Below are 15,174 nucleotides of genomic sequence, written 5' to 3'. Positions count from 1 at the left end.
CCCTCGGTCCCGGCACTCTCCGGGATTCGTTCGGCGCGCACGAGTCGACGTCCTGCCGAAGTCTGGTGCTCCAGCCGTAGATCGCGCGATCTTGCCGGTCGGCGCTGTGATCATGTGGATGGATGGATATCGGATCGCCTGAGAGGGTCGCCAACTGGCAGGCTGCTTCCATGGATCACGCGGAAGTACTGCTCATAGGTGGGCGGGCCGGTGTCGGCAAGACAACGGTGGGGTGGGAGGTTTCGGCGATATTGCGCGCCGTGGCGGTCTCCCATGCGGTCATCGATGGTGACTTCATGGGACAGGTGCATCCGGCACCAGAGGGGGACCCGAACCGTTCGGAAATCACGGAAAGGAATCTGACGGCCGTGTGGGAGAACTTCACCCGGCTCGGCTACGGCCGTCTGATCTACACGAACACCGCGAGTGTGCTGCCCGAGGCGACCGGCATGTTCGAGCGTGCCATGGGGGCGGGGGTGCGTATCACGCGAGTCTTGCTCACCGCTTCCGACGTCACCGCCGGCGAGCGGCTGGTCGGCCGGGAACTCGGCTCGGAGCTGGAGCAGGAGTTGGAAGGCGGTGTCCGTATGGCACGGCTTCTGGATCAGCGAGCCTGTGCGGGGACCGTGCGGGTGGTGACGGACGGACGGCCTGTCGTGGACATCGCGCGCGAGGTCGCGACCGCCACCGGCTGGACCGGGAAACACGCCACTCGCTGTTGATGATCGCGCTTGTGGGCTGATCCGGGAGCGGATGAGGCCACCGTCGATCCAGCCCGGGCGACCGCACCGATGCCTGGGCGGAGGCGCACGCCGGCAGCTCGCCATCCTGTCCGCCGCGACCTCAGGTGCCGTCGGTGCCGAAGCCTGCGACGGCCAGCCGGAAGGCGCGGTCCGCCTGCATCGCCGGGTCGGCGTGATTCTCGGTGGCCAGGGCGATTCCGACGATCAGTACGAGCAGATCGTCGATGGTGACGTCCGCCCGGACGGTCCGGTCGTCGATGGCCTTGCGCAGCAACACGGCACCGGCCGCACCGATGGCCGGCGCACAGGAGTCCGGGGTGGCCTCCTTCCCGAGAGGCTCGTAGGAGAGGACGTCTGCCAGACCGCGTGCGGCCAGCGAGTAGGCGAGCAGCTCGCGCAGCCATTCCACCAGCGCGGAGCGGCTGTCGTGCTCGCCGCTGAGCGTATGAGCGCGATCACACAGGTCGTGGACGCGCTGTTTGAAGACGGCTTCGAGCAGGGCCTTGCGGGTGGGGAAGTGGCGCCGCACGGTGGCCGATCCGACTCCCGCGATACGGGCGATCCGTTCCAGGGATGCCTGGGCCCCCTGGGCCGCCACCTCGGCCTCGGCCACGGCCAGGATGTGCGTGTGGTTGCGGCGGGCGTCCGAACGCTGGCCGGTCATGATCTCCCCATCATTGATAAACGGCGGCCCCCACCATATCGTAGCGAGCACGAAACGGCGGACCCCGCCGTTTATGCCGCGTGGCCGCCGAGGAGAAGACGTGCACATGACCAATGCCGCGATACCGGTTCTCGTCACCGGCGCCACCGGCCGTCAAGGCGGTGCCGTCGCCCGCGTCCTGCTCGCGCAGGGAACACCGGTGCGCGCCCTGGTGCGCGACCCGAGTACGCCGCGAGCGCGAGCCGTCGAAGAACTCGGCGCCCACCTGTGCGTGGGCGATCTCACCGAACCGGCGACCCTTGAGGCGGCCGTGGACGGCGTGCGGGCCGTCTTCTCCGTGCAGATGCCCGCGTACACCGAGCAGGGATTCGACTTCGCCGGCGAGGTCCGCCAGGCGGACAACCTCATGACGACTGCGCGGGCCGCCGGTGTTGAGCAGTTCGTCCAGTCCTCCACCAGCGGCGTGGGACAGCACGTCGAGGCCCCTGGCTGGGCCGAAGGACGATGGGCGGCACTGGAAGCCCCGCTCGGCACGAAGGCCGCGATCCAGGACCGGCTGCGCGAACTCGACTTCACGTATTGGACGTTGCTCAAACCGTCGTTCTTCATGGAGAACTTCGAGCCGTCCATGCGGTTCTACTTCCCCCGCGGCCTCGAGGGAGGACTGGTCACCATCGTCAAACCGAGCACGCACCTGGCACTCGTGGCAGCCAAGGACGTCGGCCGAGCGGCGGCGGCCGCCATGTCCGCCCCCGTCGAGTTTCATCGAGTGGAACTGGAGCTCGCCGGCGACTACCTGACCATGGCCGAGATCGCCGAGATCCTCTCCCGCGCCGTCGGAGTCCCGCTGAGCGCCCCGGACATGACCGAGGAACAGGCACGTGCGGCGGGCATGGGAGACATGGGTGCCACGCACGAGTTCATCCAGGTGGTCGGCCAGCCGGCCCGGCCGCGGTTCGCTCGTGCGCTGGGCATCGAGCCGACCGGCTTCGAAGAGTGGGCGCACGAGCATCTGCGAACCGCCGCCTGAGCGGGAGCACGATCCATCGCAGTGTGATCACCGGAGTGCGGCCGGGCCGGGGACGGCGTCGGTGTGGCACTCGCCGGCCGAGCCGCCGAGTCGGTACCAGGGCGACCACCGTCGGGGGCACACGACTTGATCCGGCAGCGGCCCCGCTTCGTTGCGATCGCGAAACCGTGATTGGATGACGAGGGTGACGGCAAGCACCGATGACATCGAGAAGGCGGCGGCCGTGTTGCGCGCCGGCGGCCTGGTGGCCCTGCCCACCGAAACCGTCTACGGACTGGGCGCCGACGCCGAGGACCCCGCCGCCGTCGCGCGCATCTTCCAGGTCAAGGGGCGTCCGCCCTCCCATCCGCTCATCGTCCACATCGGCGGGGCGGAGCACCTGGACGACTGGGTGCAGGACGTGCCCGCGACGGCGCGCCTGCTGGCCGAACACTTCTGGCCGGGGCCGCTCACGCTGGTTCTGCGGCGCGGCGGCCGGGTGCCCCTCGAAGCGACCGGTGGCCTGGAGACGGTCGCCGTGCGCGTGCCCGACCATCCCGTGGCGCTCGCGCTGCTGGCGACCTTCGGCGGGGGTGTGACGGCTCCGTCCGCCAACCGGTTCGGCCGGGTCAGTCCCACCACGGCGGACGACGTGCGTGCCGAGTTCGGGGAGGCCGTCGACTTCGTCCTGGACGGCGGCCCCTGCGAAGTCGGCGTCGAATCCACCATCGTCGACGTCACGGGGGATGTCCCGAGCATCCTGCGGCCCGGCGGGGTGACGCGGGAGGACCTCGAAGCGGTGCTGGGGTTCCCGCTCTCGGTCCCGTCGACCAGCCCCATTCGAGTACCGGGCCGGCATCCGTCCCACTACGCGCCGCAGGCGCGCGTCGTCCTCGTCGAGCCCGAGAAGATCGTCGCCGAAGCGGAACTCGCTCGGGATCTGGGACACCGGGTGGGCGTCTTCCTGCCGGCATCCCTCACCGGCACGCAGGTGAAGGCCCACGCCGTGGTGGCGGTGCCTGTTTCGACGGCCGCCTACGCGCGCGGGCTGTACGGGTTCCTGCGCCGACTCGACCGACAGGGATGCGACCTCATCATCGCGTCCCTGCCGGAGGAGGAGGGACTGGGACTGGCGATCGCCAACCGGCTCCGCCGTGCCGCAGGACCCCGACCCACCCCGTAACCGCTGATCGCGATGGGCCTGGGTGCGCTGCGGCATCCGCGTCACGCGGCGATGGCCGGAGTGTTCACGCCTCGTCGAGTCCGCGGGAGGCGACGAGGTGGGCGCTGCCGTCGGCCAGCCGGTAGGACAGGCCCACCACGCCGACGCGGCCCGCGGCCACTCGCTCGGCCAGGACGTGGGAGCGTTCCAGCAGGAGGTCGACGGTGTGCTCGATGTGCTCGGCCAGGATCTCGTCGGCTGTGTCGCGTCCGGCGGCGCGGGCCGCGAGCACACTCGGGGTCACCCGTTCGACGACGTCGCGCAGGAAGCCGCCCGGCGTCTGCCCGTCCTCCAAGGCGGAGTTGGCCGCGGCGATGGCGCCACACGAGTCGTGGCCCAGGACGACAACCAGTGGCGCGTCGAGGACGCTCACACCGAACTCGACGGAGCCGAGCACCTCCGCACCGACGACATGCCCCGCGGTGCGCACCACGAACAGGTCGCCCAGCCCTCGATCGAAGATGATCTCGGCGGCCAGTCGGGAGTCGGAGCACCCGAACAGCACGGCGAAGGGCTGCTGGGAGGGAGCGGTCTCGGCGCGACGCGTCGCGTCCTGGTTCGGATGCTCGGGAGAGCCCGAGACAAAACGTTGATTACCGGCCAACAACAGTTCGAAGGCTTCGCGGGGCGTCGGGATCTGTGGGTCGGTCATGACCGCAGCCTATGTGCAGTGACCAGTGAGGTTGGTGGCGGCCGGCGGGTGGGCGGCCTGTGGGTTCGCCAATCGACGGGGGCATGCCACGCGGACGATCGGACGGACCAATCCGCGCGTCGATCCGCTCCGAAGATCCCGTAAAGGAGACCGAGGCGACCGCGCCGCGGTCCCGACGCGAGGGGCGATCGCATCGATGTTCGACACCGTTTCCACCTCCGTGGGCCATCCACCCGCACGCTCCGGCGCGCGCATGGGCCGGGTGGCGGTGGTGGGTTCAGGGGTGGCCGGCCTCACCGCCGCGTACGAGTTGTCCCGGGCAGGCATCGACGTCGAACTGTTCGAGGCCGACGAGCGCCTGGGCGGCCACGCGCACACCCGGACGGTCGCGGAACCCGACGGCCGGGTCTCGGCGCTCGACACCGGCTTCCTGGTGCACAACGAGCGGACCTACCCGCACCTGGTGCGACTGTTCGCGGAACTCGGAGTGCGTACCCGGGACAGCGACATGAGCATGTCCGTGCGCTGCGACGGGTGCGGCCTCGAATACGCGGGCGCCCGCGGCCTGCTCGGGCTGCTCGGTCGGCCCGATGTCGTGCTGCGTGGCAGATATCTGCGGCTTCTCGCCGAAGTACCACGCTTCCACCGGGCGGCCCGCCGCCTGCTCGCCGACCCTGCGGCAGGTGATCCCACCCTCCGCGAGTTCCTCGCGTCCGAACGGTTCTCGACCTACTTCGTGCACCACTTCATCACCCCGGTGGTCGCGGCCGTGTGGTCCTGCGCCCCCGATCTGGCCGGCGACTACCCCGCGCGCTACCTCTTCGTCTTTCTCGCCAACCACGGCATGCTCGGCGTGAGCGGCTCACCGACCTGGCGCACGGTCGTCGGAGGCTCCCGAACCTACGTCGACAAGATCGCCGAGCGCCTCGCCACCGTGCACCGCTGTGCCCCGGTCCGGGCGGTACGCCGCCACAGTGACGGCGTCACCGTGATCACCGACGACGGACGCGGCACCCCGGCCGACGCCGTCGTCGTCGCCACCCACGCCGACCAGGCTCTACGGCTCCTCGCGGACCCCACCGCGGGCGAGCGCGAGATCCTCGGCGCCTTCACCTACTCGCGCAACCCCACGGTGCTGCACCGCGATTCCACCGTCCTGCCCCGCGCGCGATCGGCCCGCGGCTCCTGGAACTACCGCATGCCGCACTGCTCCGCCCCCTCCGATCGGGTGCGGGTCAGCTACCACCTCAACCGGCTGTTGGGTCTGGAAGGCGTCGGAGACTACCTGGTCACCCTCAACGAGGACCCGCGGCACCCGATCCCCGAACACCTGGTGCTCTCTCGCACCGTGTACGAGCATCCCGTCTACACCGCACGCACCGTCGCCGCCCAGCGCCGCCTGCCCGAACTGGCCCGCGGGCGTACCGCGTTCGCCGGGGCGTACCACGGCTGGGGATTCCACGAGGACGGCTGCCGCTCCGGCGTCGAGGCGGCCGGATCCCTGCTGGGGGTGAACGCACCGTGAACATCCCGCCCGGCCCCTGGGGCGCCGTCCTCTACGACACTCGCATCACCCACGTGCGCACCACACCCCATCGACACGCCTTCCACCACCGCGGATACCTGTGGCTGATCGACCCGGACCGACCTCCGGTCGTGCCCCGACTGCTGCGGCCCCTGGCCCGATTTCGGCCGAGCGACCACATCCAGGACGCCGCCCACCCGGAACTGACGATCCGTCAGGATCTGGCGCGCTACCTGGCCGCCCGAGGCGTGTGGCTCGGCACCGGCCGGGTGTTGATGCTCACCCAGGCGCGTTCCCTCGGATACGTCTTCAACCCGCTGACCGTGTACTGGTGCCGCGACGACCAGGGCCGTCCGCTGTGCACCGTCGCCGAGGTGCACAACACCCACGGTGGCCGGCACCGCTACCTCCTGCGCCCGGATCCCGCGGGTCGGGCCCGAACCGCCAAGGAGTTTCCCGTCTCGCCGTTCTTCCCGGTCGACGGGCACTACCGGTTGGTCCTGCCCGAGCCGGGCGGGCACCTGGACCTGGCCGTCCACTTCGAGCACGCGGGCGTTCGGGCCTTCACCGCCACCGTCCACGGCACCGGTCGACCCGCGAGCCCCATCACCCTGCTGCGTGCCGCGCTCACCCACCCTTTCGCCACCTGGGCCGTGAGCCTGCACATCCGCTACCGGGGCGTGCGTCTGTGGCTGCGCGGCCTTCCCGTCCATTCCCGACCCGGCTCCGATCCATCGGCCGTGAACCCCACGCCCCCCGAAGAGGTGCCCGTACCGTGACCACACAGGCCTCGCCGACGCCTGTCGTCCACCCCGACCGTTGGCCCGACGTCGCCCGCGTACCGCACGCTCCGCTGCGCGCGGCCGTCGTCGAACGCCTCCTGGACCGCGTCGCCGCCCGCCGCGCCCTGCGCGTCGAAGGCCCCGACGGCCGCGTCCTGCGCCCGGCCCCGCCCGACGCACCGGTTCTGCGTCTGCACCGTCCGCGCGCGTTCGCGCACCGCGTCGGCGAGAGCGGCCTGATCGGCTTCGGCGAGGCCTACCAGGCCGGCGACTGGGCCAGTCCCGACCTCGTCGCCCTCCTCACCGCGCTCGCCACCGACCCGCAGAACCTCGTACCGGGATTCGCGCAGCGGCTGAGGCGACTGCACGTTCGACGGCCGCCGCGCGAGGACCTGCCCACCGCCGCGAACGCCAGACGCAACATCCACCGCCACTACGACCTCTCCAACGAGCTGTTCGCCCTGTTCCTCGACCCGACGATGACCTACTCCTCGGCGCTCTTCCCGACCGGGCCCGACGGCAGGCCGATGGCCGGCTTCGCGGGATTGCCGGCCGCGCAACACCGCAAGATCGACCGGTTGCTCGACCTCGCGCACGTCGGCCGCGACACTCGGGTGCTGGAGATCGGCACCGGCTGGGGCGAACTCGCGATGCGCGCCGCGGCCCGCGGCGCCCGGGTGGTCAGCCTGACCCTCTCCGAGGAGCAACTCGCCCTGGCCCGGCGGCGGATCGCCGACGCCGGACAGGAACACCGGGCCGAGGTCCGGCTCTGCGACTACCGCGAGGCCGAAGGCACCTACGACGCCGTGGTCAGCGTCGAGATGATCGAGGCCGTCGGCCGGCCGTTCTGGCCCGACTATTTCACCACCCTCGACCGTCGACTGGCACCCGGCGGCCGGGTTGCCCTCCAGGCGATCACCATGCCGCATCAGCGGATGCTCGCCGCCGCGGATACCCAGACGTGGATCCTCAAGTACATCTTCCCGGGGGGCCTCATCCCGTCCGTGCGGGCGATCGTCGAGAGCGCCGCCCATCACACCCGGCTGCGGGTGGTGAGTGTTCAGGCGTACGGCCCGCACTACGCCGAGACCCTGCGGTTGTGGCGCGAGCGCTTCGCCGCACACGCGCGCGACATCGCCGCCCTCGGCTTCGACGAGGTCTTCCGCCGCACCTGGGAGCTGTACCTCGCCTACTCGGAGGCCGGATTCCGAAGCGGCTACCTGGACGTCCACCAACTCGTACTGACCCGCGAGGAATCGACGCCTTGAACCCGGCGACGGCGCTCGGCGATGTACCGACGCCTCGACCGGGCGAATCGTCCACGCCGTCCGGGCATCGAGTTCTCGCCACCCGTCGATCTGAGGAGCCATCGTGAACGAGGCCGCCTTCTCCGCCAACCTCGTCATCACCGCCGCGGTCACCCTCGGCGTATTCCTCGCCGCGTTCGTCGTCGGTGCGCGCACCGGGCGACACCGCGGCGTGGATGTCGCCTGGGGGTTGGCGTTCGTCGCCGTGGCGGCCACCGGGTACGTCCTGTCCGCCGGGCACGGGGACCCGACGCGTCGAGGACTGGCCACCGTGTTGGTCGTGCTGTGGGGGACTCGATTGTCCGCGCACATCGGGTGGCGGGCCAGGGGCGCACCGGAGGACCGCCGCTACGCCCGCATGCTCTCGCGGGCACCCGAGGGTCCGGCCCGTACCCGGTACGCGCTGCGGATGGTCTACCTGCTCCAGGCGAGCATCGTGTGGTTCGTTTCGCTGCCCATCCAGGCGGCGCAGTACGTTTCGTCCGCGCCCGGCGCGCTCGCCTGGGTGGGTGTGGCCCTGTGGGCGGTCGGCCTGTTCTTCGAGGGGGTGGGGGACCGGCAGCTCGCGCGGTTCAAGTCCGACCCGGCCAACCGGGATCGCATCATGGACCGCGGCCTGTGGCGCTATACGCGCCACCCGAATTATTTCGGCGACGCTTGTGTGTGGTGGGGTCTGTTCCTGCTCGTCGCCGACACGGCCTTCGGTTGGGCTTTCGTCCTCAGTCCGCTGTTGATGACCTATCTGCTCGCTTTCGGCAGCGGGAAGCCGATGCTCGAGCGGCAACTGGCCGCCGAGCGACCCGGTTGGATCGAGTACGCCGACCGCACAAGCGGCTTCCTGCCGCTGCCGCCCCGCCGGGCTCCGGCCACCACGACACCCCGGACGCCGCGGCGGTGATCATCGACGGCCCGCTCCCACCGCATGCGCACCGGCCCGTGGGGGGCCTGAGCGGCGGTTGGTCCCGGGTGCCTTCGGGGCGGCTCATCCCATGACCTAAGCTTCGTTGTCGCATGACAATGGATGCTTGAGGGGAGCACGTCGTGGCTGAACAGGGCGACATCGGGGTTCGCCTCAGGGTTTTGGACCTGTTGAAGTCGAACGAGACCGCGCTGACGGAGCGCTGGTCGGCGAAGGTGGCCGGGAGCCTGCGGGGACGTGTGTCCGCGGCCGAGGTCACCGGCGAGTTGCGGGAGCTGTTCTCGGCGCTGCTCGCCGGGCTCCAGGCGGGGACCCGGGACGACGAGTTGGAGGCTTCCGGGAGCGAGTCGTTCGGCGAGCTGCGAGCCCTGTTGTCGGAATTGTCGCGCAATCGGGCCCGGCAGGGCTTCACGCCGTCCGAGACCGCCATCGGCGTGTTCGGGCTGAAGGAAGTGGTCTTCGACCTCGTCGCGAGCGAGCAGCCGTCGCTGGCGAACTACCAGACCGCGGAAAGGCTCGCGCGGCTGCTGGACGCGTTCGGCCTGTTCACTTTCGAGACGTACTCCAGGGCACGCGAGGAGGTCATCTCCGACCAGACGGAACAATTGCTGGAGTTGTCCACCCCGGTGGTGAAGCTGTGGGACGGAGTCGTGGCGGTGCCGTTGGTGGGCACCCTCGATTCGGCGCGCACCCAGGTGGTGATGGAGAAGCTGCTCCAAGCCCTGGTGGACACGGGCTCGGAACAGGCGATCATCGACATCACCGGCGTCCCGGCCGTCGACACCCAGGTCGCCCAGCATCTGTTGAAGACCGTCGTGGCCGCGCGCCTGATGGGCGCCGAGTGCACCATCTCCGGGATCAGCCCACAGATCGCGCAGACCATCGTCGCACTGGGCATCGAGTTCGGGGACATCGCCACGAAGGCCTCGCTCGCCGACGCGCTGTCCCACGCCCTGCGCCGCAGCGGGGTGGAGGCGCCTCGCTCCTCGCCTGCCCGGAGGTCGTGATGGAACGTGTGCCGATCCTGAAGATCGGTGACGTCCTGTTGGTGTCGATCCAGGTCGACCTCCAGGACGAGAGCGTGCTCGCGTTGCAGGAAGACCTGTCCGAACGCATCGTGCGGACGGGTGCGCACGGCGTCGCCATCGACATCTCCGCCGTCGAGATCGTCGACTCCTTCATCGGCCGTATGTTCGCCACGATCGCGGCCGTCTCGCGCATGCTCGACGCGGAGACCGTGGTGGTGGGCATGCGGCCCGCGGTGGCGATCACACTGGTGGAACTGGGGCTGTCGATGGGTGGGGTGCACACGGCGCTCGACCTGGAGAAGGGACTGGCATTGTTGGCACGCCGGCGGGCGAACCTGTTCGGTGACGCCTCGATCGACGTGTCCGGCGGATGACCACGCCGAGCGCCGGCCTCACGGACGGGGATACCGAGGCCCAGATCCAACCGATCCGCGGCAATGACGACGTGGTGCGCACCCGTCAGGCGGTGCGGGAGTCGGCGCAGCGCATCGGCCTGTCCCTGGTCGATCAGACCAAACTGGTCACGGCGGCCAGCGAACTCGCCCGCAACACACTCATCCACGGCGGCGGGGGCACGGCCTACCTGTGGGTCGTGGAAAAGGGTCGGCGGCGCGGGGTGCGGGTGCGGTTCGTCGACGAGGGCCCGGGCATCCCGGACCTCGACCAGGCCCTGACGGACGGCTGGACCAGTGGCGACGGCATGGGTCTGGGACTGAGCGGGGCACGTCGACTCGTCGACGACTTTCACATCGACACCGAGGTCGGGGGCGGCACGCGCGTGGAGATAGTGAAGTGGTCGCGATGACCGCCGATACGAACGGACCCGTCGACCGCGAGAAAAGCATGTCGCCAAGGCCCGCACGAGCGACGGACGTGTCCTGGTTTCGCCACGGCGATCCGAGCATGCCGGCCGCGGTGCGGCGCGCCGCGGGCGCGCTCGCGCATCGTCTGGGCTTCGACGCCGTGCGTTCCGAGGAGATCGGGATCGTGGTTTTGGAGGCCGCCACGAACCTGCACCGGCATGCGGACGACGGCGCCGTCCTGCTGCGGTCGGTGTATTCGGGCGCGCGCGTCGCGATCGAGGTGGTGGCCGTCGACAGCGGCCCCGGGATCTCCGACGTCGCGTGGGCGAGCACGGACGGCAACTCGAGCCGCGGCACTCTCGGTATCGGCCTGGGCGGCATCCTGCGCCTGGCGGACGACGCCGACCTGTTCTCGCTCCCCGGTCGTGGAGTCACGTTGGCCCTGCGCTTTCGGAGCCGGGCGGCGGGTGACGCGGCATGGGACGAGGTGGCCGGACTGACGCGGCCGATCAGCGGCGAGACGGTGTGTGGTGACGCGTACGCCGTGCGTGTCGACGAGGGGACGACCACCGTCATGGTGTGCGACGGTCTGGGGCACGGCCCGATGGCCGCGCGCGCCTCCGACGTCGCGGTGCAGGCTTTCGAGGCCGCTCCCCCGGGCGGGCCCGACGCCTATGCCGATCACCTGCATCGGGCGATGAACGGTACCCGCGGCGGCGCGCTCTCCATCGCACAACTCGACGCGGCCGGCGGCGTCGTACGCTTTTGCGGCATCGGCAACGTCTCCGGCACGATCCTGAGCGACGGGCCCCGCCGGGGCATGGTCTCCCTGCCCGGTATCGCAGGCCAGCACGCGCGCACCCGGCGCGTGTTCGAGTACGACCTGCCTGCCGGAGCGATGGTCGTGCTGCACTCCGACGGACTGACCGAACGCGGACGCGCCGCCGACGCTCCCGGTCTGACGTCGCACACACCGCTCGTGGTCGCGGCGACGCTGCTGCGCGACGCGGGCACTCGCTCCGACGACGCGTGTGTCGTGGCGGTCAGGGCGCCCCGAAAGACCGGTTGATCGTGGACGACCGACACTCGCAATGGCGGGCCACGATCACGCCCCTGACCAGGTGCCCCCTGCGCGACGCCCATGACGTCTTCGTCGTGCGGCAACTCGCGCGCAACGTCGCCGAGGCCGTCGGTCTCGGCCGTCAGGACCGCGTGCGGGTGGCCACCGCCCTGAGCGAGATCGGCCGCGAACTCATCGACGTCGTCGGCCCGGCCGTCGTCGAGTTCGGCGTCGAACTCGACGGTGTGGAACCCTCTCTCGTGGTGGAGATCGCCTGGGAGACACCGGGTCCGAACGGCGCGGGCGTCATGCCGCCCACGGGCGGCGCCGCGGAACGCCTGGTGGAAGACGTCGAGCGGCTCGAGGGCCGCATCGTGGTCCGCAAACGGCTGGTGGATTTCCGACCCGGCGACGTGGAACCGGCCAGAGCGGCCTTGGCCGCCTCGAGTCCGCGCAGCGCGCTGGAAGAACTCCGCTCCCAGAACCAGGAACTGCTCAACGCGCTCGACGACCTCCAGGCGCGCCAAGACGACCTGCTGCGCCTCAATGACGAACTCCAGGAAACCAATCAGGGTGTCCTGGCGCTGTACGCGGAACTGTCCCAGGAACTCGCGGACACCAACACCGGCGTGGTCGCGCTCTACGCCGAACTGGAGGAGAAGACCCGGCAGTTGCACGTGATCGCCGAGACCCGCACCCGGTTCTGGGCCAATGTCAGCCACGAACTGCGCACGCCGGTCAACTCCGTCATCGGCCTCGCCCGGCTGCTCCTGGATCCCGCCGCCGACCCGCTCACCGAGGAGCAGCGCCGCCAGACGACGCTGATCGAGTCGTCCGGCGCCACGCTCTCGACCCTGGTGAACGAACTCCTCGACATCGCCAAGGCCGAGTCGGGACGCATGGAGGCGCACCTGACCCCGGTCGACCTCGTCGAACTGCTCACTCACATACACGGCGTGATGCACCCGGTCGCGGCCCCGGACGTCACGTTCCGCCTGGACATCGGCGATCATCCGCCCACGGTGGTCACCGACGAGGTCGTCCTCACCCGGGTCCTGCGCAATCTGTTGTCCAACGCACTGAAGTTCACCGAACACGGCGAGGTCGTGCTCGGCGCGGGCCGCGATCCGCTCGCCCAGCAGTTGGTGCTGACCGTCCGCGACACCGGCATCGGCATCACGGCCGACCATCTCGCGCAGGTCTTCGAGGAGTTCTACCAGATTCCCGGACCCTTGCAGACACGGTCGGCCGGCACCGGCCTCGGGTTGCCCTACGCCCGCAGCCTCACCCACCTGCTCGGAGGCACGCTCACCCTGGAGAGCACCCCGAACGTCGGAACCACCGCCACCGTCCGGCTTCCCCTGCCCACCGCGCCCTCCGCGCCCTCGGGGGAGCACGCGCCGCGGGTCGACCACGCACTCGTGATCGACGACGATCCCGCCTTCCGGGAGGTGTTTCGCATGCTTGTTCGGCCGCTCGTCACCCGACTGGTCGAGGCGAGCGACGGAACCCTCGGCCTCGCCCTTGCCGCCGAGGACCCGCCCGACGTGATCTTCCTCGACCTCCACATGCCCGATCCCGACGGATTCGAGGTCATGCGGCGACTCGCGGCGCACCCCACACTCTCGCGCGTACCGGTCGTGGTGGTGACCTCGCTCGATCGATCGATGCTGCTCGAACGCGTCGCGGCGGTGTACAGCCTCCCCAAGACCGGCCTGACCACCGACGACATCGCCCACGCCCTCGACGTGTCGCGAGCCGACCACGCCGACGGAGGCGCCACGTGATGCGACCCCCCGCGACCGCCGCGGATCACCGTGTCGCGCCCCAGGCCGCCGCCACCGTTTTGGTCGTCGACGATACCGAGACCAAGCGCTACATCCTGGGCAGTTGGCTCCGGCGGGCCGGGCACCGCGTCGTCGAGGCCGCGACCGGCGCCGAGGCATTGGACCTGGCCTTCGCCGCCGCCGACGAGGGCGACGCGCTGGACGCGGCCATCGTCGACGTACGCCTGCCGGACGCCAGCGGCTTCGAGGTGTGCGAACGCCTGAAGTCCGACGCCCGTACCGCCTCCGTGCCGGTGGTCCACGTCTCCGCGTCCGCCATCACGGTGGGTGAGCGCGCCCAGGGTCTGTACCGGGGCGCGGACGCCTACCTCGTCGATCCCATCGATCCCGACGTACTGCTGGCCACCCTCGAGTCCGCGCTGCGTTACTCGCGTGCGCGCCGTCGTGCCGAGCACACCGCGGCGGTGTTGTCCGAGCTCGCCCGCGCGACCATGCTCGTGAACGCCGCCTCCACCCTCGAGGAACTCGGCGACGCCATCGTGACGGGCGCCTCCCTGATCAGCCGAGGGCCGGCCGCCTCCTATGTCCAGGGCGAGGGCGGCATCACCCGCCGCACCCTGATCAGCGAATTCGGCCTCGCCCCCCAACAAGGAAACGTTCCACCGACGCTGTTCGACGCTCTCTCGCGTCTCACGAATCTCCACGAGGGCACGGGCTCGAAATCCGTCGTGATCAGTGCCGAGAACTGGCTGCGGACGCTTCCGGACAGCCTCGCGCAAGGCAACGTCCGTCTGGCGATATGCCGGACCAAGGCCAGCCGTCCGCCCACCGCCCTCGCCGTTCCCGCGACCGCCGCCCGCGACCCCGAGGAGGAGCGGGCGCTGCGCGAACTCGCGCGCACCGGAGCCCTCGCCGTCGAGGCGTTCCGCTCCCACGCCCAGGAGCACGCGCTCGCCCTGTCGCTCCAACGCACCTTCCTGCCGTCCCGGTTGCCCTCGTCCGACTCGGTGGACATCGTGGTGCGCTACCGTCCCGCGTCCGACGAGACCGAGATCGGCGGAGACTTCTACGAGGCCGTCCCGATCGGCGACCGCCTGCTCGTCGCCATCGGCGACGTCGCCGGACACTCCCTGCACGCGGCGACTATCATGGGCGAACTACGCCACGGACTACGGGCCTACGCGAGCGAAGGACACGAACCGCACACGATCCTCGAACGCCTCAACGCCATGTTGATGCGCTATCACCCGTACGAGACCGCGACGGTGTGCGTGCTGATGCTCGACCCCCGCACCGGGACGATCGACATCGCCAACGCCGGCCACCTGCCCCCGCTGATCGTGACCGCGGACGGTGATACGCACTACCTCACGGTCGCCGGTGCACTGCTCGGACTGGAAGTGCCCAGGCCCGAGACCGTACGCCACGAACTGCCCGCGAAGGCGACCATCCTCCTGTACACCGACGGCCTCGTCGAGGAACGCACCAGCGACTTGGACGCGGGCATGGCACGCCTGCGCACCGAGACACTCCGGGACGAGTCCTTCCGCACCGACCTGAACGCCCTCGCCGACCATCTCCTGTCCGCCCTCGAAGGAGACGAACGCGACGACATCGCCCTTCTCCTGCTGCGCAGGACCGGGTAGCCGTCCCGCAGGCGGCAGTCGGCGGCC

General features: G+C 70.3%; 15 protein-coding genes. 13 read left to right on the top strand and 2 right to left on the bottom strand.

From position 1 onward, the window contains the following. Window positions 1-170 precede the first annotated feature (170 nt). Window positions 171-722: a hypothetical protein gene (locus ACWGR4_RS04080; RefSeq protein WP_452128082.1), complete on the top strand. Its 552-nt coding sequence runs from the start codon at window positions 171-173 to the stop codon at window positions 720-722. A 121-nt stretch (window positions 723-843) separates the two neighbouring features. On the opposite strand, the gene ACWGR4_RS04075 is transcribed toward ACWGR4_RS04080, so the two are convergent. Next, window positions 844-1,407 carry a TetR/AcrR family transcriptional regulator gene (locus ACWGR4_RS04075; protein WP_452128083.1) on the bottom strand — a complete coding sequence of 188 codons (564 nt, stop codon included), beginning with the start codon at window positions 1,405-1,407 and terminating at the stop codon, window positions 844-846. 106 nt (window positions 1,408-1,513) lie between these two features. Here ACWGR4_RS04075 and ACWGR4_RS04070 point away from each other — a divergent pair, with 106 nt between their 5' ends. Together ACWGR4_RS04070 and ACWGR4_RS04065 are read left to right on the top strand one after the other, a co-directional pair. After that, the gene (locus tag ACWGR4_RS04070; protein WP_452128214.1) at window positions 1,514-2,437 is read left to right on the top strand and encodes an NmrA family NAD(P)-binding protein; all 924 of its coding nucleotides are present in this window, start codon (window positions 1,514-1,516) and stop codon (window positions 2,435-2,437) included. Between the two features lie 175 nt (window positions 2,438-2,612). After that, the gene (locus ACWGR4_RS04065; RefSeq protein ID WP_452128084.1) at window positions 2,613-3,599 is read left to right on the top strand and encodes an L-threonylcarbamoyladenylate synthase; all 987 of its coding nucleotides are present in this window, start codon (window positions 2,613-2,615) and stop codon (window positions 3,597-3,599) included. A 64-nt stretch (window positions 3,600-3,663) separates the two neighbouring features. On the opposite strand, the gene ACWGR4_RS04060 is transcribed toward ACWGR4_RS04065, so the two are convergent. Next, window positions 3,664-4,290 carry a carbonic anhydrase gene (locus ACWGR4_RS04060; RefSeq protein ID WP_452128085.1) on the bottom strand — a complete coding sequence of 209 codons (627 nt, stop codon included), beginning with the start codon at window positions 4,288-4,290 and terminating at the stop codon, window positions 3,664-3,666. A 253-nt stretch (window positions 4,291-4,543) separates the two neighbouring features. Here ACWGR4_RS04060 and ACWGR4_RS04055 point away from each other — a divergent pair, with 253 nt between their 5' ends. The 10 genes from ACWGR4_RS04055 (at window position 4,544) to ACWGR4_RS04010 (ending at window position 15,147) form a co-directional block, all read left to right on the top strand. Beyond that, on the top strand, window positions 4,544-5,815 hold the full coding sequence (locus tag ACWGR4_RS04055; RefSeq protein ID WP_452128215.1) for an NAD(P)/FAD-dependent oxidoreductase: 1,272 nt from the start codon (window positions 4,544-4,546) through the stop codon (window positions 5,813-5,815). Further along, window positions 5,812-6,594 (top strand): DUF1365 domain-containing protein, encoded by a 783-nt coding sequence (locus ACWGR4_RS04050; protein ID WP_452128086.1) that lies wholly within the window; start codon window positions 5,812-5,814, stop codon window positions 6,592-6,594. The genes ACWGR4_RS04055 and ACWGR4_RS04050 overlap by 4 nt, the downstream gene beginning before the upstream one ends. Then, entirely contained in the window at window positions 6,591-7,865 is a 1,275-nt protein-coding gene (locus ACWGR4_RS04045) for a class I SAM-dependent methyltransferase (protein WP_452128087.1), read from the top strand. The genes ACWGR4_RS04050 and ACWGR4_RS04045 overlap by 4 nt, the downstream gene beginning before the upstream one ends. Window positions 7,866-7,968: 103 nt before the next feature. Further along, complete coding sequence (locus ACWGR4_RS04040; protein ID WP_452128088.1) at window positions 7,969-8,802, top strand: DUF1295 domain-containing protein; 834 nt, start codon at window positions 7,969-7,971, stop codon at window positions 8,800-8,802. A 143-nt stretch (window positions 8,803-8,945) separates the two neighbouring features. Beyond that, entirely contained in the window at window positions 8,946-9,830 is an 885-nt protein-coding gene (locus ACWGR4_RS04035) for an STAS domain-containing protein (RefSeq protein ID WP_452128089.1), read from the top strand. Further along, window positions 9,827-10,225, top strand: coding sequence for an STAS domain-containing protein (locus ACWGR4_RS04030; protein ID WP_078980827.1), 399 nt, complete (start codon window positions 9,827-9,829; stop codon window positions 10,223-10,225). The genes ACWGR4_RS04035 and ACWGR4_RS04030 overlap by 4 nt, the downstream gene beginning before the upstream one ends. Next, on the top strand, window positions 10,222-10,656 hold the full coding sequence (locus ACWGR4_RS04025) for an anti-sigma regulatory factor (RefSeq protein ID WP_452128090.1): 435 nt from the start codon (window positions 10,222-10,224) through the stop codon (window positions 10,654-10,656). The genes ACWGR4_RS04030 and ACWGR4_RS04025 overlap by 4 nt, the downstream gene beginning before the upstream one ends. 68 nt (window positions 10,657-10,724) lie before the next feature. Next, window positions 10,725-11,723 carry a SpoIIE family protein phosphatase gene (locus ACWGR4_RS04020; RefSeq protein ID WP_452128091.1) on the top strand — a complete coding sequence of 333 codons (999 nt, stop codon included), beginning with the start codon at window positions 10,725-10,727 and terminating at the stop codon, window positions 11,721-11,723. 2 nt (window positions 11,724-11,725) lie between these two features. After that, window positions 11,726-13,501, top strand: coding sequence for an ATP-binding response regulator (locus tag ACWGR4_RS04015; protein WP_452128092.1), 1,776 nt, complete (start codon window positions 11,726-11,728; stop codon window positions 13,499-13,501). Beyond that, entirely contained in the window at window positions 13,501-15,147 is a 1,647-nt protein-coding gene (locus tag ACWGR4_RS04010) for a SpoIIE family protein phosphatase (protein WP_452128216.1), read from the top strand. The genes ACWGR4_RS04015 and ACWGR4_RS04010 overlap by 1 nt, the downstream gene beginning before the upstream one ends. The last annotated feature ends 27 nt before the right edge of the window (window positions 15,148-15,174 follow it).

The sequence above is a fragment of the Embleya sp. NPDC055664 genome, from assembly GCF_053618075.1.
Note: the sequence above shows the minus strand (reverse complement) of the source record. Positions and strands in the feature narration are given on the sequence as shown.